Source organism: Alteromonas sp. R7 (genome assembly GCF_055755235.1).
This window is the reverse complement of record NZ_JBVTQX010000003.1, coordinates 1-23,527: the sequence shown is the minus strand read 5'-3', so window position 1 is coordinate 23,527 and position 23,527 is coordinate 1. Positions and strand designations below refer to the sequence as shown.

Sequence of the window (23,527 nt, the reverse complement as noted above, 5' to 3'; positions counted from 1 at the left end):
ACGAGATAGTCCTTTTGTGCGATGCTTGCGTGCATTCGTCTCTTATTAGACAAAAGTATCAGAACACCGCCTTATTGTCACTCATACGTACTGTAATCGGTTGTGCGACGATATAGTCTATTTTAAATAAATAGCTGAGGGTATATAGCCCCCTTTACTCGCGACGGCATACTTAATGTTCTTCATAGTAATTTGATGCTCTACACCAAAGTGCTTAAATATATCAACGAGGTTTTCAAAGACTTTATTCTTTTCTTCAATCTCAATCAGCATCGTTCGGTGAGGGTAACTGTAATCCTCCAGATAAAAACTTATTTCTACTAAGTATTTGTATTGCTCCGTGTAGAACAGCCTTAAAGAGACAAAATTAGAGGTCGCAGGTAGCAGGGATTCATTGGTGACACTTTTTTTGATTGACTGAGCATCAAATTTAAGCAGACTTTTTTCATTAAAAGGCTTCTCTAAACGGAACAGATCGTTGCCTTCCCATACGCATTTCCCGATAACCACATACTCTTGATTAGGTAGTTTTTTGCGATTCAGCGTTAGCTTTCTACCAAATTTAAATCCATCGTTAACCTCAAAAATATGCGCAAATGAGTTAGACTGGCAAATTCTACTCAATTTAAATAACGCAATTAGTTCGAAGGTGTGCTGAGTTGGGTTGTAATAGTCCAAGTTCAAAGTGAAGCTAGGCTCAATTTGTTTACAGATACCGCGTAGAGTAATGAAATCCGAATTTGGAAAATCCCATCTGACTTCGCTACCTATTGCAATAGGCATAGTCACATCTTTTTGGTAATAAAGGTTTTCATAGAACTCTCTATTTTTGATTACCTTTTCGTCACTCAGCAAACGAAGGGCAGTATCGCACCAATGTTGAAAATAGGTGTGTGAAAGGAGTCGATTAAGTAGCTTAATTTTATGCTCTTTCACCAGTCGATTATTTTTTTGTTCAGTTCCAGAAGTATTTTCTCCCCTTTCTACCATCGGAATATGCACATAGCCTTTAACTAGCCTTTCATCAACGTTTATGACATTTAATACGCTAGTTATAAAGCCCTCAGAATTTACCAGCGCAACAACACTCGCTAATTGATTGAGTAAACCGTTATCAATAAATGCTTTATTCACATTGCTAAGGCCTACTAACTCTGCCTCTACCCAGTGACCGTCCGAGGTCGAAGGTAAGCCATATAATTCTTGTATCACCTCCGACTCTTTTTCCGACAGCCGACGTCTACCAGACTTAATTTCACTAACTCGTGAAGGCTCTAAGTTCAAATCTTTGGCGACTTGACCACTACTGGATATCGAGCACGCGTGTTCAATATAGTGTTTTGATATCTGCTTATTTAGTTTTGTTTCAGTTTCTTTCACAGCTTTCTCCTCGTTTTCGTCACCATACAATTGCAAACAATGAGTTACGTTAAAAGCGTAATTTATGTGTAATTTTTACACTTAAACAAAAAATCAAGTAAAACACTAAATCAATCCGAGAAACCGCTGACGCGCTATTCATCGACTTTTACATACAGATAAGCTCACGAAGATAGCCGTTAACGAAAAAGTTCTCCCTGTTTGACCCTTTTTAAGGCTGAAGACATAAAAGGAGAAATACATGAAATGTAATCGGCAATTTTTTATTGCATTGTTTGACGTACTTAGCTCACAACTAATCACGATTGGAGACATTCTATTTGTGATTTTTGTTGTCCAGCTAATAACTCAATTCGAAGTGGCAGAGAGTTATCCGTTTACCGGAATGAAAGGCTATTTGCTAATTTTGCTTATCTATTTATTATCGCTTGCTTGTCACTTACAAAGTGCAAGGCTGCGAAAAAAATAGAACGTTCTTGGAGCACCCGCTGGGTGCTCTTTTTTCGTCTAATTATTTGTCCATTACCACCCGCAACTTGCTTTTCGCTCTCATCGAAGATGCAAACAACGTAATCGGTACGATTATGTAAAAAAGCTTGAGCAAAGCTCAATAACGACTGCGCAGATAATAGTTTTGTGAAACAGAACAATTATCGGAGCCGGAGGCAGCATCGCAGATTTAGCCAGATTTCATTTTGCTTATGCAAAATTGCTTGTAATTACGGAGTAATTGCAAGCAACTGAAACACCAACGGTGTGAACTCTGCGATGGGGTATTCAAAGCGCAGCTTTCCCTGAGTAGAGCTTGGTGGAATGTGGCTAAATCAGCGGTAGCTGACTCCGAGCAACGCTTCTGTCGAATTCGCGTAGCAATGAGTGCCTGAGCAGCGACGAGTCGCGTCCGCTCAGGCTTGCAGAAGTGTTGCTACAACGAAGTTGTTTGTGTTTTTCGTCAGAAAATCACTATTGCTAAGCACACTGCTTAGCGTTGCGAAGCTTGGGCATAGTGCAAAGCATTGTGCCCCACCCTGCCTATTTATCCTCGTGTGAATCTATTTACTTTCGACGTAAAAATACAGGAGAAAATATGAACTACGTTGAAAGAGCAATTGAAAAATCACTGGCGCATATCATTATAGCGGGAGCTTCAGATCCAGGTACTTTGGGTATGCAAAGAGAGAATGCCGTTCTGGCAATTCTCGGGGCTTTTCGAATTTCCAGTAAGAGCGTATTACAGCGTCACTTGGGACTTAGTCGAGAGGCAGTGAACAAACTCGTAAATCGCATGAAGAAAAAGCAGCTGATTACTTTGCACAGTTCTTTTGCAAACACTGATAAGGGATTTATTTTACTCACCTCACAAGGCATCAGAGAAGCTGAGTTTCTGTTGAATAGAGAGCTGCACCTTCGTTCTGATGCGAGCAGAATCAATGAGCGAAATTTAATACATGATCTCTCAGTTCAAATAGTAATTTTGGATTTAACGAAGCGTCAAAAGATCACTGGATTCGCATCAGAAAAAGACCTCGCGATACTGCTTGAAAATCGAGGCAATGACCAGCGATTGGTCGATGGTTTAGTTGTAGATGCCGACACAGGGTGTACTGTCGCAATTGAAATGGAGACATCTAATGCAAAGAATAAGGGGAACGGCAAGCTCCGAGAGGGTATCCTCACTAAATATCTACAAGAGCTTGAAGACACTAATGGCTTATATGAGTTCGTTTACATGTACAGCCACAGACAGCGTTTTTTGACTCAGATCGAAAAGGCCCATTCGAAGTTGTTTTCAGCTAATCGCTCACAGTTCTCTCGTGAGCAACAAACTTTACTGGCGAGCCGCATTAAGTTTAAAGCTCAAGAATGTAATGTTATTTACGAACTCATGTTCAATAGTAAACGTCAGTTAGGCGACGACAAGTTAGAGTTAGTTCGGAAAGATTCATATCTACAACAGTTAGAAGAACTCGAAAAGTTAGCTCACACAACAGGAGACAGAGTTATTCAAATCCGCCGTGACGGATTCATAGAAGCAGGAAAGTTAATGGGGTTGATTGAATAACAAAAACTCAGTTTGACCTATAGGGAGCCTGATGGCTCCCATCTTTTGTCCTCTATTGCTTCGACAACAAACGCAAATCGCGATGATTATTGCTCATCATCTACAGCCAGCACCTCTAGGCTGGCTGCGAACCGTGACAAAAGCGCAGCCGAGGTTTACCGCACTTTCAATATTATTCCCATATGACTGAAGAATATGGCTAAAGAAAGTAAGACTGTGGTTCTGCATACATAAATATGTAGTCACCGTCCTGGATAAATTTCTGTTTACAGCGCTTTGTGTATCCCTATCTGTCAAAATTTTTCAAAATTCATCACAAACGAGGTAATCATGTCGATTACGGACATCAAAAAAACGAAAGCTCCAAACCTTGGGACTACTTACTTCCGTCTTGAACGTCTAGAACGTACGCTTCACATTGCAATACGCTGTAAATACAAGACTTATAATTCAGAAATCATTCGCCAAGAAATAATTTCAAACCATGATATTGACTGGGAGGAAAGAAGCAAAATTGTAAAACAAGCTGAAGAGCTAGCCGAAAAGTTATGGGACATAAAACTGTCAGCAACAGCCGCATTAGAACCATACATACCACATGATATGCGCTGTGACTTTGAGAATGATGCAGCAGAGGGACTAAATGAATGTCTAGCAGAAATCCGAGCTACTAAGGAGTCTATAGCAGCACGTTACGAGAGTTGGTAGGTAGACGAATAATTCGCTTACAAAGCCCCTAGTTAGTTAAAGGACTAACTAGGAGTAAAACAAATGAGAATATACTATGAAAGCCTTTTCAACGCGTGCCTGAAACTAAGCGGGAAGTGGATGTCGCTGAGCAATGCAATAATTGCTATTGCGACAGTCAATACACTCTGGAACGTTGCATTTTTGCTGCTGGATTATCCAGAGTTCATTGTATACCAATCCCTTTCGAATAGACTGTACCTAATCGCTTTCGGGTGTCTTGGGGTCGGTATAGCTCTAGCGTTAATTGCGTTTTTTGCTATGCGAAAATTGGAAGGCGAATAATATTGAGCACCCGTGAGGGTGCTTTTTTAGTTCAACGCGTAAATGCCACAAGGCTTTTAGGTATTTAGCTATAGTAACTCATATCTGATCTCACAGTTTCGATGAAAAAGTTTAGACGCCATCTGACAGGCTGCTGGGAGCGTTAAGCGGACATTGGTCATACCTACTTCGTTGATCAGTTTTAGACAAAGTGCGGACAGTCAACGCCCGCATAATGGGCTAATACTTGTAGAGTCCCGCCTCTTTTCGAATCTACTCAAACCACTGGAGTTGATGACTACACCATCCAACGAGATTTTAACTTTGCGGCATAAGTGTTAAATCAAAAGAGAGCTTGAACATGCAATATGTTGAGGCAAAAGCCTCTGTAAATCTGATTTCAAATTTTAGCACTAAAGATAAGGTTGCCTGCTTATCTTAAAGATTACGCAATGCGCGCTATTTTCAGAACAACCATTCGATATAGGTAAAAGCCCGACTCAAATACAGCTGTCACTATTTCTTATCTATAGCGTTTATACTTCTTATACTCAAACACACCCAACTTCTAATAGATAAGGTTCTTGAGGCCAAAAGCTGTAATTCAAGAACTTGCGCAAGCAAGTCTGCATCATAGAGTTGCCAGTTATTGGTGACTTACGTTGGTAAATCGTTTTCTTCTGAGCTTAATGAAGTTATGATTAATCCGGTCAAGTGGGCCATTGACATTTAAGGGAATTAATTTGACAGGTTCATCTCATACAGAAAAAACTTCGGCTGCTGGGACAATCGCAGGATTCGATTTTCAGTACTATTTCTTTCTTTACAAGCTACTGAATTTGAAAAAGAATGAATCTATTGGTTTTGAAGCTCTAGATGATGTGCATACTAAGCTAGATACTGAGCATCAAGTATTAATCCAAGTAAAACACACTGTACAAAAGAAGGCTAACAATGATGCAGCCAACCTAACCGAATTAGATATTGACCTCTGGAAGACTTTGAACAACTGGGTATCCGTCATTTCCGATAAAAATGACGGCAGACAAGATATAGATGCTCAAAAACACTTTGTCGAAAAAACCTTCTTTGTGCTGGCAAGCAATAAATCATTCACATCTACGAACGAGTTTCTACAAAAACTTCATCAGCTTCAAAGTAACACGATTTCAAATGAAGAGTTTGTAACATACCTATCTGATTTAGCAGCATCAACTAAATCTGAGGACATAAAAAGATATATTAACAAGACTGTAAATTTAAATGTCGATATTCTTATAAGTTTTTTAATGCGCATTAAAACTGAGTTAAATATTAAAGATATTATTTTAAATTGCAAAACAGCCCTTGAAGAAAAGCACGTAAACCCCTCTGAAATTGAAACTCTATTCAACCAATTAGACTCAGTTGTTAGGCAAGATATTTTTAAACACTTCTCAAGCGGCCAGAAACTGATTTATTCGTTTGATAAAGTCAGCCTCATTTTTCGACGACACTTTGATATTGCAAGAAATCCTGAGCTTAAGATACGCAAATTTGAAGGCGGACTTCCCGATAATATAGAAGAGCAAACCTTCATAAAACAGCTTCTAGCGATACAAGATATAGCCCCCGAAGAGAGGGAGCGGATTGAACGGTTTACTCGTTTCAGATTGCTACTTGAAAGTAATATTTCTAAATGGGTTGATGAAGGTCAACTTACTTCAGAAGAAGTAGAAACATTCGAAAACGATATGATTCTAAAGTGGGATGACGAGTTTAGAGCGGCTTATAGAGGAAAATCCGATCCGAGGGAATACATCGACATATCAAATAAGATATTGAAATCAATGCGTGATAAAAACCTTGAAATTTCAGGCCAAAAGTTATTGAGCGATATGGTGCATGGTGGGTTTTACAGCTTATCAGATAGACCTCTTATAGGTTGGCTAAAGGATTGGGAAAAGAGATATAAATGAGAACGGAAACGTTAAACAACGTGGCATTCGCTTCGCTTGCTATTGCTATCGTTGCAGAAAAGGTTGAAAAAATGGAACTGACAAAAGCCCTGCTTATAATGCCAATTCTCGCAAATAAGGAACTAACGTCTTATCTAGCCAATGGCAGAACCAAGATTAAAAGTCTTGATAAACTCATTATTGACAAGCTTCACTGTTTCTCCAACTTCAATAAGCGTTATTACGACAATCTTTCGACTTCAATTAATGCTATTCAACTCTTGTCTGAAACGAATGTTATATCAGTCGAAAATTCAATCATCAGCACTAAAGAAAAGATTGATTACGCTAGTTCCATGGGAACGAGACTCAAATTGACATATAAAGCTTCAGAAAATATCGCTAAATTATTGAGCCAAGAGACATCGAACCTGTATTTAAACTTAAGGATTGAGTTATGAAATTTGCTATTAAAAAACTTATTTTGTGGATGAATGATGAAGCTGGCTACATAAGAGAACTAGAATTCGAAGAAAACAAAATAAATGTTATTAGTGGTGAGTCAAATACAGGCAAAACAGCAATTCTCCATATAGTCGACTACTGTCTGTTTTCTTCTAAGCATAAGATTGCTGAGAGTAAAATTAATGAGAATGTTGCTTGGTATGGCTTGAATTTTCTAATTAATGACAAACATTACACTATTGCCAGAAAAGCCCCACACAGAGCTACTGTATCCGATGAATATTACTTCTCTTCTGTCGGCGAACTCCCAAAAAAACTATCCTCGAATATGACTGAGAGCGCTCTTAAAGAGTTGTTAGAAACTGAATTCAATATTGATAAAAATGTTACCATTCCCTTTGGAGGTAAAGCACTCAAGGCAAACAGCAAAATATCACTTCGATATTTTATGCTTTTTTGCACTATTTCAGGAGACATAGTTCAACACAGTGAAGTCTTTTTTGATAAGCAGAGTGACAACAGATATAGAGAGGCATTGCCAAGAGTTTTCGATTTAGCCGTAGGTATCGAAACTGTCGACAACATAATCAAAAGAGATAAGCTTGCTTCTTTGCAGGCCAAGCTTGCACAAATAAAAAGAAAAAATGAAAAAATTTCCGCAAAAAAATCTGCGTTTCATGAAGAATTGCAAGATATTGCAATGGAAGCGAAGGAATATGGTCTGATTGAAGAAGGTGGCGATACCCCTGATTCTATTAGCGCTCTTCAATCCGTTATTGATGATGGAATAAGTAATGTTTACAAAGAACAGGCTAATAGGCGCGATCAAATTGAATCAGAAAAAAGCCTGTTAGAAAGACGAATTAGAAACTTGGAGAGGTTTCAATCCACTTATAGTGAGTACAAGTCAAGTCTTGGCAAGATAGAGGACAGCCTAAAGCCTGTTGAATACTGGCAGAGCAAGAAAGAGATTGTTAAGACTTCCATATTTGAGCTTTTAATTGACTCTCTCGAAGATGACCTATTGCGAATTAAGCAATTAAATAAAAACAGAACCCCGATTGATGGCAAGACATCTGATGAGATTGCCCGATGCAAGGTTGAGATTGAAAAGCTTGAAGAAGAAGCTCGAAAGATTCCTAGAGAAGCCAAGAGCTTCAAGGACGAGCGGGATAAGCTCCTTTTCCTAGGGCAAACAAAGAACAAACTTGATATTTACGCTCCTGAGGAAAACGAGCGCACTGTAATTCCAACCTCTGAAATTGAAAAACAGATAAATTCAATACAAGTTAATGACACTTCTGAAAACCGTGAACTGACGATTAAGGTATTGGAAGAAATCATTCAAGGCTATATGGTATTAGTTAAAACATCGCTGGAAAACTACGGAGACTACCTACCCGTATTCAATTACAAAGACAAAAAACTCGATTTTAGAAAACCAAAATCAACTTTTATCGAAGCAGCGGGCAGTAGTTCCAATGATATGTTCAAACATTTATTTATGTTCTTAGGTCTACATGAATTAATCCTTGAAAATGGAGGGATGCATGTTCCGTCACTTCTACTAATTGACCAGCCGAGCAGACCTTACTATGGCGAAGAAAACAACTTACCCGAGACAAGGCTAGAACATTCAGATAGAGCAAAAATAAAAGATGCACTCAGGTTGCTAGATAGCTTCATGGAGAATGTGTTAACTGAGATGGATTTGCCTTTTCAAATGATTGTTTTTGAGCACATCCCCACAGATTATTTTGAAGGGTTGGAGCACTTTAATCTATTAAAGGAATTTAGAAACGGCAATGCTCTTGTACCCCAAAAGTATTTTGATAGTTTAAACTATTCGAAGTTCTAATTTTGGAGATGGTGCTTGTATTTCTTCGCCTTGAATACTTGGGGGCTATTTCGTTATTGTTCCCAAGTTATTTCGCACAACCACACCAAAAATTGGATTGATTCATCTACTAGAATTATTAAGCATTTAAGTGATAGATAATTCTTTTAGCTAATCCACTAATGTCTTCTTCGTAAACGTCCGATAATCCCTCCTAGCGTTTCCCAACTTCAGGAGGAGGTCGCCACCCATTGCTACGGAGTAAGACTCAACCTTCGTGACTTCACGCTTCACCTGAACAAACTTGCTGCTTGTTCGTTGAAGCCGAATATCACGACGTCCGGTATAGTAAGTTTGAACGTTAATCTGCTGATGACGACAAAACTCTACCGCAGTGAAACCGCTCTGTTTTTGTTGCTTAAATAGATTGAGCCAGTCTTGTACTTCTCTTCGTTGATGTTGCTGCATGGTCACTCTCCTTTGCAAAGCGAACACCATGCCGTAGCTAACTTGTGAATTGAATGTGGTAATTACCAGACGGCCACTCTCAACAAGTTGATACAGTAGAGTTGTTTCGGGCCGGTGGCGTTTGTATTGCGATGCTTGCTGTAATGCCCGCAAAATAGTTAATACTTGAACGCTTGGGTCATTGTTGCAGTGTGGCAAAAATAGGTAAGGTGGTCGACTGGACTCTCGAAAGTATATAGTCCAGTAATTATAAGTATGTCGAATCAGTCAGGTTGAATGCCGGCATTCGATCAGCCCAATAGAGGATTCGAGCGGAGGTTATGCGCTCATATTTACATGTCAGAGAAAAACCTGAACGTCGATTATCGCAGTAAACCAGTAATAGTCGTGAAAGTAGTCGACTGTCTCCGGATCACTCACAGCAGAAATAAGTGTAAAAAAACTGACTGTCAGATTTGATTGATACCTATTATTCGAATCTGACAGTTCAAGTTGAGACTGATTCAGTTTTAGCGACTCTTTCTTCTTGCGAAGAAAAATCCTGAAGCTAATGCGAAAATGCCAATTGTAGTAGGCTCTGGAACGCTTACAACATCACTATTATTTTCGGCTGACGTACCTTCTCCTTTAACGTTGACAGACTCCCCGCCTTCGCCTCCAATGTCTTGTTCGCCACCTTCGAAAGAATAGTTACCATCTCGGTAGCTTAAATCTAAATCGCCTCGAACGAGCGCTACACCATATTTGCGATATGCAAAAGATCTAGCGAATGTATCCTTGTTAATATACGCATTTCCGGTGTTTTGATTACCATTGAATACAGTAAAATCATCGTACATTCCTGCGAGGCCGTACCTACCATTCCCGTTATCATCGCTACCGAAAATAGCTTCCGTCTTTTCTAACCTATCACCATCCAGATAGTCCGAAGCTGATCCGACAGTGGTATAACCGAATAAAGTTTGAAACTGTACATCTAATTCTGAAACCGGAGATAGCTCATCAGTCCAACCAGTTGACCCCTGCTGAGAGACGGATTCGGATTCAACCCAGCTTAATGCTGGAATAAAATAATTAAAGAGTTCTGTTACCTCTGCTACTGATGCGACCCGCCAGCCGTCGTGACTAAAAGCAGCGAGCGCCGAGTTTATAGACATTCCTTTAGTCGATGTCCATTGCATCCAATCCATTCCCAAGCCCGTTACTATTTCAGAGTGTTCTCCTTTTGAAAACTCACCATAGCTAATTATTCCAGCATTGGCAGTTAATGGCAGTGAGGCCAACAATGATGCGCCAAAAATTTTTACTAACGTTTTCATTTCATCCCTTAGTCTTATTTTTATAATTAACGATGCTTGCCTAACTCACATACATAAACAGACACGGCCTTTGTAGTCCGCTACTATCAAAACGTGTTTTCGGAGCAATCATGAATTTTTTCTTTTTTGAAATTAGAGCGGGAAGGATTTCAAGAGGAAGACTACAGAGCGCTTTCATCAAGCACCGATAACGACGATTTGCAACAACTGTTGCAAATCAAGTGAACTAGCCTTGCCTTCCTCCTTGATATTGAGCCTTTCCTTTATCTAGCTACTCAACAAAGCAGACCTACCCTAATAAAGTAAAACATATTTTTAAACCATTTTGTTACTAACAACACCCAAACGACTCAATATTGTTATTTATTCAGCTTTTTTAACAACTTGAAGTTCAATTGCTCCAGCCTTTTTATACTCCTAAGCAATTTTAACTTTTGCGAACCTTTATCCGAAAATTTATAGCTTGTGTATGCCGCGAGTAATCCCAGCTACTAGATTTGATAGACGAATCCAAAGGAGGATTCTAATAAAGTTGAAGTATATTTTTCACCCGCACGCTCAGAAATTGTCATCGCCCTTGCATAAAAAAAGGGCTGCAAAGCAGCCCTAAAGTAGTTCGATCTGTTCAGTCCATTCATCAATAGCTTCAGTAGAAAAATACCGATTTTTTGAGACTCCAAACGTATTCTCAAATTCGTCAGAGTCAACAACGTCAGAGTTGATGAAATTGACGATTTGAATCTCGAATAGCAAAAACAATAAACATCGCTCATGAGGTTCAAAATACTTCTTTTTAAACCCCTCTGGCAGTTGATTTGCTAGAGCATCTGATAGAACAAATCCATTAGTAACGAAAGATTCGTCTTTATGCTCGTATATATAATCGAGGGTATTTGGGTCAAAGAACCAGCACAGGCGGAATTTATCCGGCCACTCTGTTCGTGTTGAACGCTTGAATTGATGAATAAACTTGATATTCAGATCTTGTGTATCTGTTTTATTGCTCATTTTTAAGTCCTGATAGTAAACCTCAGAACTAACTAGTCCCTCCTCTGGGAGATTTTATGGAGAGATGACTCCTGACAAAGAATTAAGCATCAAAAATTGAATATTTAGAGGGTGAGGCGGATCTACTTAGCAATCACATTGCTGCTGAGCTATCGCAGTCAATGAAATTGAAAATAGCAGATTTTTCCGTAAATTTCTAGTGGTGGAAATACGATTTAACCGAGGAATATATGACGCTGCTTTCAAAAACACTTTTCGACCATTGCGACGTTGAAGTTAGCCTATCGCCAGAGACAGAAGACAATGACACACAAGATTTTACGACAGTAAACCCTGCAACAGGCCTGCCCATGTTGAAAGGCTCGATGATAGATGTAGCGGGCAATCCGCTCGGTACTGATTTTACAGAAGAACAGACCTCCTCATACAGCTTTCAAAACATCGAGAATCACATGACTGACTCTTTTAGTTGCGATTTGATTCATGCACATTCAGAAAACATATTTGAATGCGACACTTCGAGCGATCTTATATCAGACAGTTTTGACAGCAACTGGGACAATGGTTTTGATGAATATTGAAAGCAGAGGTTAAGTGCGGAAATTCGGTCTAAGACTCACAGAAAATTTTAAAGCCAGTTATGCCATTTTATTATTTATATATACCTAAAAGGCATACACAAAAGCACGTAATTTTTCTGAAAATTTTTTTTGTTTTGTAACCTGATATCAGTTTTATAAACAAAGAGAAAAAGCCTTGACCAACCTAACTAGTGTAAATATCGCCGAGGTAATGGACAACCCTGAAAAAATCGAATGGATTCTGAATAAGATCGCTTTCCTAGAGAGTGAACTTGCGAAGCTCAAAAAGCCACAAAATCAGTGGCTAACTTTGGAAGAAGCCGCAGCTGAACTAGGTAAAAGCGTAAGTGCAGTTCGCCAGCGAGTGAAGAACAAGGATAAGCCTATGCCCGAAGGCAAGGTGTGGAAGCAGGCTGATAAAGGTCACGCGATATCTGTAAACGTAGCAAATTTTAGGAAGTATATGTAATGTCTCAAGCCCAAACTAACGAGAATGACCCGATTAAAGTGGCACTAGACGCAGCCAAAGGGGTTTCAATCCACAATGGCAGCCTACGATTGCAATTTAAGCTTCCAGGCCAACTTCGACATACTCGAAAGTCGCTTGGCTACCCGCCAACCTTGGGAAATATTGAGATAGCAAAAACCACACTAGGAAACATAAAAAAGGACATTACAAACGGCCTCTTTAAATATGATGAGGAAGAGTTTTGGTCTAAGCACTTCCCTACTAATGCACGTAACCCAGGCTCGCCAATCACTGCTGAAGCTTGCTTCAAAAACTATGTTGAAGAAAATGATTCGGTACTCTCCGACTCAATTACAGAGAAACTTAATACAGCTCTTAATTGGCTCTCGCACTACAGACTCGCCTCGAAGCCACTTGGACATCTTACTAAGACCGTCCTGAAAGAACTAAGAAAAAAGAGCGTACAAGGCAATAGCAAAACCAAGTTTGCTGGTTGCACGGTAACGACGGTCAACGAGTATAGCAGTACGCTACGTAGAGTGCTGGATTATGCTGTTGAAGAAGGGCACTTGAAAGAAAATCCCATGAGATTAGTACCTCAGTTGAAAAAGGACGACCTTAATTTAGAGTATTATGATCGTTACGTTAAGCCTTTCACAGTGGATGAACTAGACTGCCTTCTTGCCACAATCCATGTTCCATCAGTGAAACAGATGGTTAAATTCCTAGCCTGGACGGGTCTTCGGCACGGTGAACTGAAGGCGCTGGCATGGGAAGACGTCGATCTGGAAAACAAGAAAATTATTGTTAAATACAATCTCACGAGAAAAGGTAAGCTAAAACCACCAAAAACCAAAAGCGGCTACCGCGTGGTAGAGCTTCTTCCAGCAGCATTAGCGGTGCTAGAAGAAATGAAGGATGAGTCCGCAGCTCTTCCGCCTGTAACTGATAAAATTCATTACAAATACGGTAAATTTGATATCGTCGAAAGACGAAGAGTCTTCTTAGGAAGAGCTAATCAACCTTACAAAAGACCAGAACTTACAACAGCCCCAAAGCAATGGGAAAGGTGGCTGAGAGAAGCAGGTGTCTCTTATCGCGCTGCGTATCAACTTCGACATACGTATGCGAGTAGGATGCTTACGGCAGGATGTAACGAAGCTTGGCTAGCAAGTCAAATGGGCCATGCGAATACAAATATGATAGCGACGATATATGGGAAATGGATACCTGAAGACAACCCTAACTATATAGCGCTGTTGGCAAAAAAGTTAGGGCAAGACTACTCACAATAATAAATATAGGGGCTGTGCAGCTATGTCAGCCCCTAAATTTAGATAAGTAGGAAAGTAAATATAGTTATTCTTATTGCCGCCAAATTAATTACCTAACTCACTTATTTCGCACAAGATTCAATTCTCTAAATCCCCCCTACTCCGCGCTACATGCTTTTGGTAGACTTCAGATTAAACTTTTAATTAATGAAATTTTAGAACTAAGGAAAGTTTCAAATGTCACTGCGACTTATCCGCACTTCAGCAGTTGCGATTTGCCTATCAATCTCCTCGCTATCAAATCATGCCTTTGGTCAAGATTCAGAAAAACAAGAAAGTCATTTCTATTACAATAAAAATGACGAAGCTGGTTTGGAATGGTTCATTCGGAGATACAAAGATAACGATCCTGCCGGACTAGTGAATGAAGCTGAACAGCTCTTGGCTGAGCTAAAAAAAGCGAAGATGAAGCTAGCGGAAGAGCAAAACGCTAAAGCTGTAGAAAAAAGTTTCTTATCGATATCTTCTTCGAAAGAAGCTAAGGAATTCTTGAGCGACCCGAGAAATTCCGCCCGAAAAGATCTTCTTGCTAAAGCGCGAGGGCTTTTGAGTAAACTAAAACTTGAAGAAGCGAATAACGAACTCCAGCAGCTCAACTCTATTACTGACTATCAAAGTTTTATTACCAATCACTCATCGAATGAGTTTAAAGAACTGAGAGCTATTGCTCAGCACAAGATATTCTCGATAAAAACTCAGGCGCAAATGGCTGAGTATGAATCGCTCGAAACGATCTCTGACTATATGTCCTTCATAAGGAAGTATGAGCAGTCTGACCATAATGGTTTCATCGCTCAAACTAAAGCTAAGGTTGCAGCGCTTCAGAATCAGACAGTTCGATTCAGAGAACAACTCGAAGAGGGAGACGATAGCCACTGTGGACTTGTAGTCCTAGTGAAAGACAAGGTAGTGCAGATTGAAACAATGGTAGGACTCAAATATATCAAACGCGAACAAGTGTTTCCGCGTGGCTTTGAAGAGTGTAAGTTCGTCAACAATATTTATCAGAGTCCAGCCGCTTAAAGACTATCACTCGAATCTTGAATCAAAAAAAGCTCTGGAGGAACCAGAGCTTTTTCATAAGTATCACTTGCCCCCTGCTTGACCCCATCACATTTTAAACTGCTAGAGACCAATAAAAACGCGGGCTAAGCCTTAAAACGGCATTTTGAAGCCAGGAGGTAATGGCATTCCGCCAGTTACATCACCCATCTTCTCTTTGCTAGTTTCTTGAACTCGACGTACCGCGTCGTTAAATGCTGCAGCAACCAAATCTTCAACCATATCTTTGTCGTCGTCCATCAATGACTCATCAATGTCTACACGACGCACGTTGTGGTTGCACGTCATGGTTACTTTAACCATGCCTGCACCCGCTTCACCTGTTACTTCAATTTTGGCTAGGTCGTCTTGTGCTTTTTGCATGCGCTCTTGCATTTGCTGCGCCTGCTTCATGATATTGCCCATTCCACCTTTAAACATAATTTTTGTCTCGCTTCGTTTTGGTGTTAATAATTCTGCTATCGCGCTTTAACCGAATCGGTTAGCACTGACGCATCGAAAGTCGATAGCAATGCTTGAATTGTATCGTCGGTTTTAATCACCGAGTGTGCATGCGCATAGCGCATGGCATGAATCTCTTGTTGTAACGCAAAAGGTGTAGATGCTGGTTCACCTAACGTGATATTTACTTCAACGTTTTCACCCAACCCATGATGGATTGCATCAACCAATTGCTTTTTCGCACTATCATTTAATAAATGCGTCTGACTATGGTCAATTTCAAGGGACACTTGATTGCCCGCTCGAGAAAATGATGCGTGCAGCACCAATTGTTTGAGTAGACCAGCAACTGGCATTTGCTCAACTAGATTGCTCCATTCGTCAATTTGGCTAGCGTGAGTTAATTTGCTTCCGTCATTTAAGTACGCTTTTAACTGCCCGTCATAGGTACTGCTAAGCGGCGTATCAAAATTTAGAGCATCCCGTGCAAAAGACCGATCTCCCGCACTTTCCATTTGCTCTGGGGAATTGCCGTAATTGGAGCTGCTATCTGAGGGAGCTTTAACATAGTCAGCACCTTCAACGTGTTGAGATGGTTGATTATCGTAATCAGTAGCCCAAGGTGGCATATCCTCAACCGGTGTTTCCGAGTTTGATTGCGCCTCAGATTCGTCATTTGAAAAAGGCATATCCTCTTCAAATTCATCAAGCGAGAAATCGCTCGTGTGGTTTGAGCTAGAATGATTCTTTTCTGACTCGCTAGTATGCATAGCGTCAGAAGAATGCGCGAAAGTATTACCTAAGGACGAGCCTGAATTTGTACTTTCCAGTTGAGGAGTGTCACCGCGCGCAACACTATTATCTTTATGTTCTGAGCCGTTATCTATACGCTCCGGGCTGTTCTCTCTACGCTCTGGGCTATTATTTAGCGGCTCAGGGCTATGGTCTTGCAGCTCACGGCTGTTTTCATGCCCAACGGGGTTTAAATCGCCCCTCTTGATTTCGTTATCAGCGCTAGCCTGCCCTGCACTATTATCGCTACCCTTGTTAACTCCATGTGCAGTTTGTGAAGTACTCAAAGCCTCGGCTTTACTTCTGGTAAAGCGCGCTTGAATATCACTTGCACTTTCGGTCTTAGCATTTGCTGCGCTGGTACTTTTTGCCTCTGCGTCTTGTGCTTTTCTTTGCTTTAACTTTTGACGAAGTGCCAACATATCAGCCGTAGAAGTCAGCTGCTCTTCGGCGGTTAACGAGGACGGTTCGTTCTCGTGTGCCAACGACTCGCTGTTTTTGTCAGAGCCTTTGGCGTTATGAGAGCCCTCAGCGTCATAAGAGTCCTCAGCGTTATGAAAACCTTCAGCGCTTTGAAAACCTTCAAAACCTAAGGAGCCATCATCTTCTGACGAAGGTGGCATATCGTCCATGTACGCATCTAACGGAGGTCCATCGAAATGTTGCGCGGCTTCGTTATGGGGCGCACTGACTTCATTTGGCGTTGGTTCAAGCTCTGCAACAACGCTTTCTGTTTGTACCGCTTGTACCGCGGTGTTTTCTACGTGTAGTTCTTCAATAGACGAAGTTGGAGCTGGCTTTACGGATTCATCATCATGTGAAGCATCACGCTCAAGTGCTGTTGTTTGAGTCGTCGTTGCACCTGACTCTGCATGAGGTAGCGCCGACAGAGTATCACTTCCACTCAACTCGCTTTCATCAGCGGCTGCGTGTTTCTGCTCTTGCTGTGATTCAAATGGAGACGTCGATTGTTCTTGCTGCTCTTTTTCAATTATTGATGTCGCAAGTGAATCAGGGGTAGATGGCGCACTTTCTAACGACTGAGCAGAGGTAGATTCAACCGATAGATGTGAAGGCCTCTCCTCCTGCACATTGGTTGCAGAAGTTTCGCTTAACGGCGCTTCCTCCTGCTTACCGACGTTTCCCGGGCCACCACTGGAAGAAGCATGATCTACAGGTAAACTATGCTCACTCCTCCCGTTTTCAATCTCGCTTGCGGTGTCGTTGATAGGGGTATTTGGAGCAAACGACATCATTCGCATCAATGTCATTTCAAACGCACTTTTTCCATCCGCAGCAAACGGTAAGTCTTTTCTTCCTTGCAGTGCAATCTGATAAAGCAGCTGCACTTGCTCAGCTGGAATAGTTTTCGCTAATTGAAATATCGCTTTAGCCGACGTGGTTTCTAGCTTACATGCTTCAGGCACCCATTGCGTTAACGCTATTTGGTGCAGCAGGCTAGCCAATTCGCTGTGTACGTTGTCATAATCGGGGGCTTGCTCTGCGATGTCATTGACCAACTGCAAGACATCAGCAGGGCTTTTACTTACCACAGCATGAACCACTTTAAGCAACTGGTTCTTGTCCATCAGCCCCAGCATATCGGTTACCACCGATGCCAACACTTGATTTCCACCCTGTGCAATCGCTTGGTCAGTTAAACTCAGCGCATCACGCATACTGCCCTGGGCGGCTCTTGCCAAAAGCGCTAGCGCTTGTGGCTCAAACGGCAGCTGTTCATGCTCTAAAATATGCTGCAGCTGTCCAACAATCTGCTCCCGAGACATGGCTTTCAAGTTAAACTGCAAGCAACGGGATAAGATGGTTATCGGAAGCTTTTGAGGATCGGTGGTCGCCAGTAAGAACTTAACATGTGGAGGTGGCTCTTCCAGCGTTTTTAACAGCGCATTAAAGCTGTGTTTTGAAAGCATGTGTACCTCATCGATAAGGTACACTTTGTAACGCCCGCGAGTGGGTTTGTATTGCACGTTATCAAGAAGCTCGCGAGTATCCTCAACTTTGGTTCTTGATGCAGCGTCAATCTCTAACAAATCAACGTAGTTCCCCTGCTCTATCTCTTTACAGGTGTTACATTGACCGCAAGGATTTGCCCCTTGTCCTTCTTCGCAATTAAGGCTTTTCGAAAAAATACGTGCAATGGTAGTTTTACCTACGCCTCGCGTACCTGTAAACAGATAAGCGTGGTGTAGACGATCGTTATCCAAAGCATTTGAAATGGCAGAGACAACATGTTCCTGACCCACAAGTTCACTGAACTTGCCCGGTCGCCACTTCCTTGCTAGTACCTGATAACTCATTATTACGTATTTCGCCTTTTGCTAGTTATGCTTTATAGCGATTATTCGCCTTCAAACTCACAAATAGAGTAGCTTTCTATATCAAGCGTACTCAATTTCTTCTCGCCACCTAGGTCCGGTAAGTTAATAACAAAACCTGCATGGTTTACTTCACCGCCTAGTGAACGAATTAGTTTCGCAGAAGCGGCTATCGTCCCACCAGTTGCAAGTAAATCGTCAATAAGAAGGACTTTATCACCTGGCTCAATGGCATCTTTATGGATTTCTAATGTATCCATGCCATATTCAAGCTCGTAGCTCTCGCTAACTACTTCACGAGGAAGTTTGTTGGGTTTTCTCACTGGAACAAAACCAATGCCCATTTCGATGGCCAATGGCGCACCAAAAAGGAACCCGCGTGCTTCAGTACCTGCTATCTTGGTAAATCCCATACCTTGATACTTTTCTACAAGTAACGAGATACAGCTACTAAATGCTTTGTGATCTTCTAAAACGCTGGTCACATCTCTAAATAAAATACCTGGCTTTGGATAGTCAGGTACGGTTTTCACTACTGATTTAATATATTCTGCAGTCACAATTATGCCTTGAATGTCTGCGTTATAACCAGAAGGTGAACCAGCCGGCGATGATATGCATCAACGGGAACGCGATTAGAGTTACTAGCGATGCTAGAAAGTACCACTTGTTATAGACTTCTTTGAAATCTGAATTGTCAGCCATTTGCACTACCTAAACAATTTTGTGAACAAAAAAATGGTGCTAAATGTTAATCGAAAGCAAGCCCGATTGACAGCGCTAATATGATCGATCGCTCACTTTCAGACCAGATCCTGGCGAAAGTTTAATATAAAGCAGGTAAATAGTAATAGTTACCTAAGATACTGGAAGCAGTATTCCTTTTTGTAACATGTCAGTGAGGGTCTGGTTCATACCATTTATAAGCACGTTTGAAGGAATTTGGGGAAGTTGTTGACACAACGACTCAGCTAATTGTTCTATTTCCATTCCCAGTTCATTTTGTTCCAGCGTGTTGACTAAAATAGCCGTCACCGGATTAACATGAGCAAATTGAACGTCAAACTCACGGTCTCTGTAAACAACGTAGAACTGCTGTTCTTGGGCAGGTTGCTCTGGGATATAATCCTCACCAATTAAATGGACTTCAAACTGATATGCCGCCAACGAGGCATACGGTGACACTCTAATGGCGGAAACATTGTTTTCTTGCTGATAGAACTCAACATTATCTTCATTTTTTCTGATACTAACGTCAAGCTCAAGCCACTCATAGTGAGCAAGCTCCGCAGCAAAGTCAGGCAGAGTAATATCGAAGTTTTGCTCTGTTGAAAGGTACTCAACGAACTCTTTACTTATTTCAGCAAAATAAGGAGAGCGGCATTCGTGCTCAATAAAAAACTGACGCACAATGCTCTCCCACCCTTTCTCACCATACTGTTTTACTATGATGGATTTTAGAACCGGAAACCCGGTGCTGACGAAGTTGTCGATGTTATTAAAAAATAATGATTGATAGATTTTCATCCGACGAGCGTGATCGGCGTTGGTACCGCAATATGTTTGGGGATCTTTGATCGCATCAACGAACGTTTTTTGAGTGGTTTGAAATGACTGAGTCACGCGACACTTCCTTTAACCTTTGACGCTTGAACAGCTTCGCATTTTGCTTGAATTTGCTTAATTTTCTTCACTTCCGCTAATAATTCGCTTAACGGGGGAATATTAAAATCACGCTCTAGCAAAGTCGGAAATACGCCGTGAGTAAGGTAAGCATGCTCCAACAGCGCCCAAACTGGCTCAATGACATCAGCCCCGTGAGTATCAACTTTCAAATCCTCTGCTTCATCATAATGACCAGCAATATGGCCATACACAATTTTGTCTGAGGGCAAGCCGTTAATGAACGCTTTCGCATCGTATTTATGGTTGATACTGTTAACGTAAACATTGTTTACGTCGAGAAGCATTTTGCAACCCGATTCATTTAGTATGCTCTTGGTAAATTCAAGTTCATCCATCTCTTGGCCTGGCGCAATGTAATAAGAGACATTTTCTAAGACCAGCGGTCGTTCGATGATATCTTGAACTTGAACAATTCGAGATACTACGTGCTTAATCGCGTCTTCAGTAAAAGGAATTGGCATCAGATCGTACATATGCCCGTTGCCAGAACAAAAGCTTAAGTGCTCGCTATACAATGCAATATTGTTTGCATCTAAAAATCGCTTAACGGTTTTTACAAACTCGACATCTAGTTTGTCACTACTTCCGATAGACAAAGATAAACCATGAGTTGTAAAGGGAGCTTGCGAAGACGCTTGCTGAAATTGTTCTTGGTACTTCCCACCAAGAGGGATCCAATTTTCAGGGGCTACTTCCCAAAAATCGACTTCAGATGGCAATGTAGGTAAAAGCGCTTTTAGCATTTCCCGACGAAACCCAAGACCTGCGCCACAGATGTTTTTCATATCTTCCCCTTTACCGCATGGGATTGCACAATTGTAACGTACGTTACTAGACAAAAAAGGCCATCATTCGACAGCCATTTTTTTGCTAAGCGTAACTCGTGTAGCCTTCATCATTCTTTTTCAAGCTACACGATGATTTTTGAATGGCGGTTACATGCTACCGCATTTGCCTTCGCCGCACTTGCCTTCTTTACCAGCTTTCTTGTCGCCGCCACATTTACCTTCGCCGCACTTGCCTTCTTTGTCAGCTTTCTTGTCGCCGCCACATTTGCCTTCGCCGCACTTGCCTTCTTTGTCAGCTTTCTTGTCTCCGCCGCACTTACCTTCGCCACACTTGCCTTCTTTTTCAGCTTTCTTGTCGCCGCCACACTTACCTTCGCCGCACTTGCCTTCTTTCTCTGCTTTGTCGCCGCCACATTTACCTTCGCCACACTTGCCTTCCGCAGCGAATTGGCTGTAACCAGATTCTAATGCTTGCATACCAAATGGATTTACATCTGCTACTGCAACAGTTGACGCCAAAGAGCCAATTACAACTGCACCCAACGCTGTCGCTACTGATGATTTTTTGATTTGTTTCATTGATGTACCCTCAATAATATTAGTCATGTTTGACGTACAGTAAGCACGTGTACTTTAAAAGACCCTGTGGGCTTAAAGGATATTTCACAAAAATTAATTTTTTTACAATTAATTTTTATGACATTGATATTAAAAGGTTTTATATTAACAAAAGTGTATCTGTATACTTTTACAATAAGTTAACAGGAAAAGTTAAGTACAGTACCTACAAAAAGTACAGGGTAAACGCGGTGAAGCAACAATTTTATCTAGGTCAATGGCAAGTCGATGTAACCAGCAATACTCTATCTCTCGGCAAGCTTAAGAGGACTATAGAGCCGAAAACCATGGATGTTCTGCTGCTGTTGTGTCAGCAAAAAGGAGAAGTAGTATCCTCTGACGAGATCGTCGCTCAGTGCTGGCCTAAACATATTTGTTCACTACCTCGAAATTTAGCTTTATATAAAAGCGTATCAGCCGCTTGCAACAAAGAAGTTATGTTCTCATAACAAAGATTTTCATTCGCTGCCACTCCCATATTAACTGTGAGCTTTTTATTTGACACGAGTATGAAGTGCCTGACACTGAGTGGGGCACGGAGCCGCCCGATTCGTATAGGCAACAGTTGTGCAGCTTGGTAAGGAAAGAGTTATTTATTCGCACTTCGATAGGATTCTAATATTGTAGAGTCACTTATATATGTAGTAACCAGATTCAAACTATCAACAAGTTCATCTTTGTACCTGCTGTGATTTGAAACTGCCAAATAGGAAGGTACGGTCAATTTGTCTGAAATACTTACCTCAACCAATCGACTACCTAAGGACTCTGTATAAAATTGGTAGGGTTGTTTGTAGCTAATTAGATAAGACGTTCTTCCAACATCAAAAAGGTGAATCGCGTCGCTACTTGTCGGCATATCAAAAAATTCAAAACCTTCTTGCTGAAGTGCCTGTCGAATACCTAAATAGTCATAGCCGCGAATTGCCGAAATTGACTTATCATCCGCAAGTTGTCCGTTATGTAGAAGTACAATAGATAAGTAAACAAATGGAGCGTCTATAAATGTAGCGTTCTGATCTAACGCTGAAGTACCTCTGACATTAATTGTGAGATCGACCTTCCCGGTCTTCACACGTTCAAACAAACGAGCCGGAGGCATGCATTCAACTAACACGTAATAATTCATTTTAGTCAATATGGCTACAGTTGCATCTATCGCTACACCATGACAACGCGAAGAGTCGGGTTCTTTAATCACTAATGGCGGAAACTCAACGACACCAAGCGTAATAGACTTTTTTGTTTTTAAATTTTCTTCAGAGCTTGCGCAATACGCCCAAGAAATAAGAATTAAGCAATAACCTAAAAGAACCTTACGTTTCACATTTTTACCGATTTATTCATTGATAAATTACTTATATAGGATTTTGCGAATAAATAATAGGAAGGAGATGTTATTACTAGATCTCTCCCAGTCAAAATATGCTTACAGCACAAGCACACAAGAAATGGGGTCAGAGTACATTTCTCTGATTTAGCGGCACTGGGGGGTAAGGGAATGACTATGTTCTGATGTTTAAAGTAATAAAGTACTCTGACCCCAATTTAAGGTTTTGCTGAGGGAATGGGGATTAATGTACTCTGACCCCATTATTTTTCTTTCTTCCAAACGCAAAAAACCCGCCGTTAGGCGGGTTTCTTTAATTGGGACCTGGCAGTGTCCTACTCTCACATGGGGAAGCCCCACACTACCATCGGCGCTAATACGTTTCACTTCTGAGTTCGGAATGGAGTCAGGTGGTACCGTATCGCTATGGCTGCCAGGAAAAACTGGTAACAATCTAGAAAACTGGATATCAATTCAATCAGTGAGTAACTACTTTTCACTCTACTTGCTGCTCATTTTTCAGAGCTTAGCTTGTCTACAACACTCAGAAGTCTAAAGCTTCTTGGGCGTTGTATGGTTAAGCCTCTCGGGCAATTAGTACAG

Annotated in this window: 24 protein-coding genes and 1 rRNA gene; 11 read left to right on the top strand and 14 right to left on the bottom strand. The window is 41.0% G+C overall.

Annotated elements, in window-relative coordinates; all coding sequences use genetic code 11:
• Positions 1 to 117: 117 nt before the first annotated feature.
• On the bottom strand, positions 118 to 1,380 hold the full coding sequence (locus AC0J2X_RS05805; RefSeq protein WP_472995861.1) for a hypothetical protein: 1,263 nt from the start codon (positions 1,378 to 1,380) through the stop codon (positions 118 to 120).
• A gap of 241 nt (positions 1,381 to 1,621) precedes the next feature.
• On the opposite strand from AC0J2X_RS05805, the gene AC0J2X_RS05800 reads away from it, so the two are divergent.
• The 7 genes from AC0J2X_RS05800 (at position 1,622) to AC0J2X_RS05770 (ending at position 8,713) form a co-directional block, all read left to right on the top strand.
• Positions 1,622 to 1,849 (top strand): hypothetical protein, encoded by a 228-nt coding sequence (locus AC0J2X_RS05800; protein WP_226433424.1) that lies wholly within the window; start codon positions 1,622 to 1,624, stop codon positions 1,847 to 1,849.
• 618 nt (positions 1,850 to 2,467) lie between these two features.
• Positions 2,468 to 3,442, top strand: coding sequence for a helix-turn-helix domain-containing protein (locus AC0J2X_RS05795; RefSeq protein ID WP_472995860.1), 975 nt, complete (start codon positions 2,468 to 2,470; stop codon positions 3,440 to 3,442).
• A 330-nt stretch (positions 3,443 to 3,772) separates the two neighbouring features.
• Positions 3,773 to 4,150 carry a hypothetical protein gene (locus AC0J2X_RS05790; protein ID WP_472995859.1) on the top strand — a complete coding sequence of 126 codons (378 nt, stop codon included), beginning with the start codon at positions 3,773 to 3,775 and terminating at the stop codon, positions 4,148 to 4,150.
• Between the two features lie 63 nt (positions 4,151 to 4,213).
• Entirely contained in the window at positions 4,214 to 4,474 is a 261-nt protein-coding gene (locus AC0J2X_RS05785) for a hypothetical protein (protein WP_472995858.1), read from the top strand.
• Between the two features lie 722 nt (positions 4,475 to 5,196).
• A complete protein-coding gene (locus AC0J2X_RS05780; RefSeq protein WP_472995857.1) occupies positions 5,197 to 6,411 on the top strand; it encodes an ABC-three component system protein in 1,215 nt (404 codons plus the stop codon).
• Positions 6,408 to 6,851 (top strand): three component ABC system middle component, encoded by a 444-nt coding sequence (locus AC0J2X_RS05775; protein WP_472995856.1) that lies wholly within the window; start codon positions 6,408 to 6,410, stop codon positions 6,849 to 6,851. Before AC0J2X_RS05780 ends, AC0J2X_RS05775 begins: the two co-directional genes overlap by 4 nt.
• The gene (locus AC0J2X_RS05770; protein WP_472995855.1) at positions 6,848 to 8,713 is read left to right on the top strand and encodes a DUF3732 domain-containing protein; all 1,866 of its coding nucleotides are present in this window, start codon (positions 6,848 to 6,850) and stop codon (positions 8,711 to 8,713) included. The genes AC0J2X_RS05775 and AC0J2X_RS05770 overlap by 4 nt, the downstream gene beginning before the upstream one ends.
• A gap of 150 nt (positions 8,714 to 8,863) precedes the next feature.
• On the opposite strand, the gene tnpA is transcribed toward AC0J2X_RS05770, so the two are convergent.
• The 3 genes from tnpA to AC0J2X_RS05755 all read right to left on the bottom strand — a co-directional run bounded on the left by tnpA (position 8,864) and on the right by AC0J2X_RS05755 (position 11,487).
• On the bottom strand, positions 8,864 to 9,313 hold the full coding sequence (gene tnpA, locus AC0J2X_RS05765) for an IS66 family insertion sequence element accessory protein TnpA (protein WP_472995854.1): 450 nt from the start codon (positions 9,311 to 9,313) through the stop codon (positions 8,864 to 8,866).
• Positions 9,314 to 9,669: 356 nt separating this feature from the next.
• On the bottom strand, positions 9,670 to 10,479 hold the full coding sequence (locus AC0J2X_RS05760; protein WP_472995853.1) for a PEP-CTERM sorting domain-containing protein: 810 nt from the start codon (positions 10,477 to 10,479) through the stop codon (positions 9,670 to 9,672).
• 606 nt (positions 10,480 to 11,085) lie between these two features.
• Positions 11,086 to 11,487 carry a hypothetical protein gene (locus AC0J2X_RS05755; RefSeq protein ID WP_472995852.1) on the bottom strand — a complete coding sequence of 134 codons (402 nt, stop codon included), beginning with the start codon at positions 11,485 to 11,487 and terminating at the stop codon, positions 11,086 to 11,088.
• 230 nt (positions 11,488 to 11,717) lie between these two features.
• Here AC0J2X_RS05755 and AC0J2X_RS05750 point away from each other — a divergent pair, with 230 nt between their 5' ends.
• From AC0J2X_RS05750 to AC0J2X_RS05735, 4 genes are all read left to right on the top strand, one after another.
• Positions 11,718 to 12,068, top strand: coding sequence for a hypothetical protein (locus tag AC0J2X_RS05750; protein ID WP_472995851.1), 351 nt, complete (start codon positions 11,718 to 11,720; stop codon positions 12,066 to 12,068).
• Between the two features lie 175 nt (positions 12,069 to 12,243).
• Entirely contained in the window at positions 12,244 to 12,537 is a 294-nt protein-coding gene (locus AC0J2X_RS05745; protein WP_472995850.1) for a sigma-70 RNA polymerase sigma factor region 4 domain-containing protein, read from the top strand.
• Entirely contained in the window at positions 12,537 to 13,832 is a 1,296-nt protein-coding gene (locus tag AC0J2X_RS05740; protein WP_472995849.1) for a tyrosine-type recombinase/integrase, read from the top strand. Before AC0J2X_RS05745 ends, AC0J2X_RS05740 begins: the two co-directional genes overlap by 1 nt.
• A 216-nt stretch (positions 13,833 to 14,048) precedes the next feature.
• The gene (locus AC0J2X_RS05735) at positions 14,049 to 14,894 is read left to right on the top strand and encodes a hypothetical protein (protein WP_472995848.1); all 846 of its coding nucleotides are present in this window, start codon (positions 14,049 to 14,051) and stop codon (positions 14,892 to 14,894) included.
• Between the two features lie 132 nt (positions 14,895 to 15,026).
• On the opposite strand, the gene AC0J2X_RS05730 is transcribed toward AC0J2X_RS05735, so the two are convergent.
• The 10 genes from AC0J2X_RS05730 to rrf form a co-directional block, all read right to left on the bottom strand.
• Positions 15,027 to 15,353: a YbaB/EbfC family nucleoid-associated protein gene (locus AC0J2X_RS05730; protein WP_014950049.1), complete on the bottom strand. Its 327-nt coding sequence runs from the start codon at positions 15,351 to 15,353 to the stop codon at positions 15,027 to 15,029.
• 38 nt (positions 15,354 to 15,391) lie between these two features.
• Complete coding sequence (dnaX, locus tag AC0J2X_RS05725; RefSeq protein WP_069944601.1) at positions 15,392 to 18,484, bottom strand: DNA polymerase III subunit gamma/tau; 3,093 nt, start codon at positions 18,482 to 18,484, stop codon at positions 15,392 to 15,394.
• A gap of 41 nt (positions 18,485 to 18,525) precedes the next feature.
• Positions 18,526 to 19,062 (bottom strand): adenine phosphoribosyltransferase, encoded by a 537-nt coding sequence (gene apt / locus AC0J2X_RS05720; RefSeq protein ID WP_014950051.1) that lies wholly within the window; start codon positions 19,060 to 19,062, stop codon positions 18,526 to 18,528.
• A 22-nt stretch (positions 19,063 to 19,084) separates the two neighbouring features.
• Positions 19,085 to 19,207, bottom strand: a complete 123-nt coding sequence (locus AC0J2X_RS05715; RefSeq protein ID WP_256253717.1) for a hypothetical protein — start codon at positions 19,205 to 19,207, stop codon at positions 19,085 to 19,087.
• Between the two features lie 153 nt (positions 19,208 to 19,360).
• Positions 19,361 to 20,125 (bottom strand): HvfC family RiPP maturation protein, encoded by a 765-nt coding sequence (locus AC0J2X_RS05710; RefSeq protein WP_061486126.1) that lies wholly within the window; start codon positions 20,123 to 20,125, stop codon positions 19,361 to 19,363.
• Positions 20,122 to 20,973, bottom strand: a complete 852-nt coding sequence (locus AC0J2X_RS05705) for an HvfB family MNIO-type RiPP peptide maturase (RefSeq protein WP_061486127.1) — start codon at positions 20,971 to 20,973, stop codon at positions 20,122 to 20,124. The genes AC0J2X_RS05710 and AC0J2X_RS05705 overlap by 4 nt, the downstream gene beginning before the upstream one ends.
• Positions 20,974 to 21,123: 150 nt before the next feature.
• Complete coding sequence (locus AC0J2X_RS05700) at positions 21,124 to 21,555, bottom strand: HvfA family oxazolone/thioamide-modified RiPP metallophore (protein WP_014976963.1); 432 nt, start codon at positions 21,553 to 21,555, stop codon at positions 21,124 to 21,126.
• 391 nt (positions 21,556 to 21,946) lie between these two features.
• Positions 21,947 to 22,156, bottom strand: coding sequence for a diguanylate cyclase domain-containing protein (locus AC0J2X_RS05695; RefSeq protein ID WP_232375942.1), 210 nt, complete (start codon positions 22,154 to 22,156; stop codon positions 21,947 to 21,949).
• Between the two features lie 27 nt (positions 22,157 to 22,183).
• The gene (locus tag AC0J2X_RS05690) at positions 22,184 to 22,921 is read right to left on the bottom strand and encodes a type 2 periplasmic-binding domain-containing protein (protein ID WP_061486129.1); all 738 of its coding nucleotides are present in this window, start codon (positions 22,919 to 22,921) and stop codon (positions 22,184 to 22,186) included.
• Positions 22,922 to 23,246: 325 nt separating this feature from the next.
• Positions 23,247 to 23,362 (bottom strand): 5S ribosomal RNA (gene rrf / locus AC0J2X_RS05685).
• Between the last annotated feature and the right edge of the window lie 165 nt (positions 23,363 to 23,527).

Excerpts from the sequence above, each read along its gene's own strand:
- AC0J2X_RS05730 (WP_014950049.1), bottom strand. The coding sequence starts at position 15,353 with ATGTTTAAAGGTGGAATGGGCAATATCATGAAGCAGGCGCAGCAAATG.
- AC0J2X_RS05715 (WP_256253717.1), bottom strand. The coding sequence starts at position 19,207 with ATGGCTGACAATTCAGATTTCAAAGAAGTCTATAACAAGTGGTACTTT.
- AC0J2X_RS05750 (WP_472995851.1), top strand. The coding sequence starts at position 11,718 with ATGACGCTGCTTTCAAAAACACTTTTCGACCATTGCGACGTTGAAGTT.
- AC0J2X_RS05775 (WP_472995856.1), top strand. The coding sequence starts at position 6,408 with ATGAGAACGGAAACGTTAAACAACGTGGCATTCGCTTCGCTTGCTATT.
- AC0J2X_RS05795 (WP_472995860.1), top strand. The coding sequence starts at position 2,468 with ATGAACTACGTTGAAAGAGCAATTGAAAAATCACTGGCGCATATCATT.
- AC0J2X_RS05705 (WP_061486127.1), bottom strand. The coding sequence starts at position 20,973 with ATGAAAAACATCTGTGGCGCAGGTCTTGGGTTTCGTCGGGAAATGCTA.
- AC0J2X_RS05740 (WP_472995849.1), top strand. The coding sequence starts at position 12,537 with ATGTCTCAAGCCCAAACTAACGAGAATGACCCGATTAAAGTGGCACTA.
- AC0J2X_RS05760 (WP_472995853.1), bottom strand. The coding sequence starts at position 10,479 with ATGAAAACGTTAGTAAAAATTTTTGGCGCATCATTGTTGGCCTCACTG.
- AC0J2X_RS05755 (WP_472995852.1), bottom strand. The coding sequence starts at position 11,487 with ATGAGCAATAAAACAGATACACAAGATCTGAATATCAAGTTTATTCAT.
- AC0J2X_RS05785 (WP_472995858.1), top strand. The coding sequence starts at position 4,214 with ATGAGAATATACTATGAAAGCCTTTTCAACGCGTGCCTGAAACTAAGC.
- AC0J2X_RS05790 (WP_472995859.1), top strand. The coding sequence starts at position 3,773 with ATGTCGATTACGGACATCAAAAAAACGAAAGCTCCAAACCTTGGGACT.
- dnaX (WP_069944601.1), bottom strand. The coding sequence starts at position 18,484 with ATGAGTTATCAGGTACTAGCAAGGAAGTGGCGACCGGGCAAGTTCAGT.
- AC0J2X_RS05770 (WP_472995855.1), top strand. The coding sequence starts at position 6,848 with ATGAAATTTGCTATTAAAAAACTTATTTTGTGGATGAATGATGAAGCT.
- AC0J2X_RS05800 (WP_226433424.1), top strand. The coding sequence starts at position 1,622 with ATGAAATGTAATCGGCAATTTTTTATTGCATTGTTTGACGTACTTAGC.
- AC0J2X_RS05735 (WP_472995848.1), top strand. The coding sequence starts at position 14,049 with ATGTCACTGCGACTTATCCGCACTTCAGCAGTTGCGATTTGCCTATCA.
- AC0J2X_RS05700 (WP_014976963.1), bottom strand. The coding sequence starts at position 21,555 with ATGAAACAAATCAAAAAATCATCAGTAGCGACAGCGTTGGGTGCAGTT.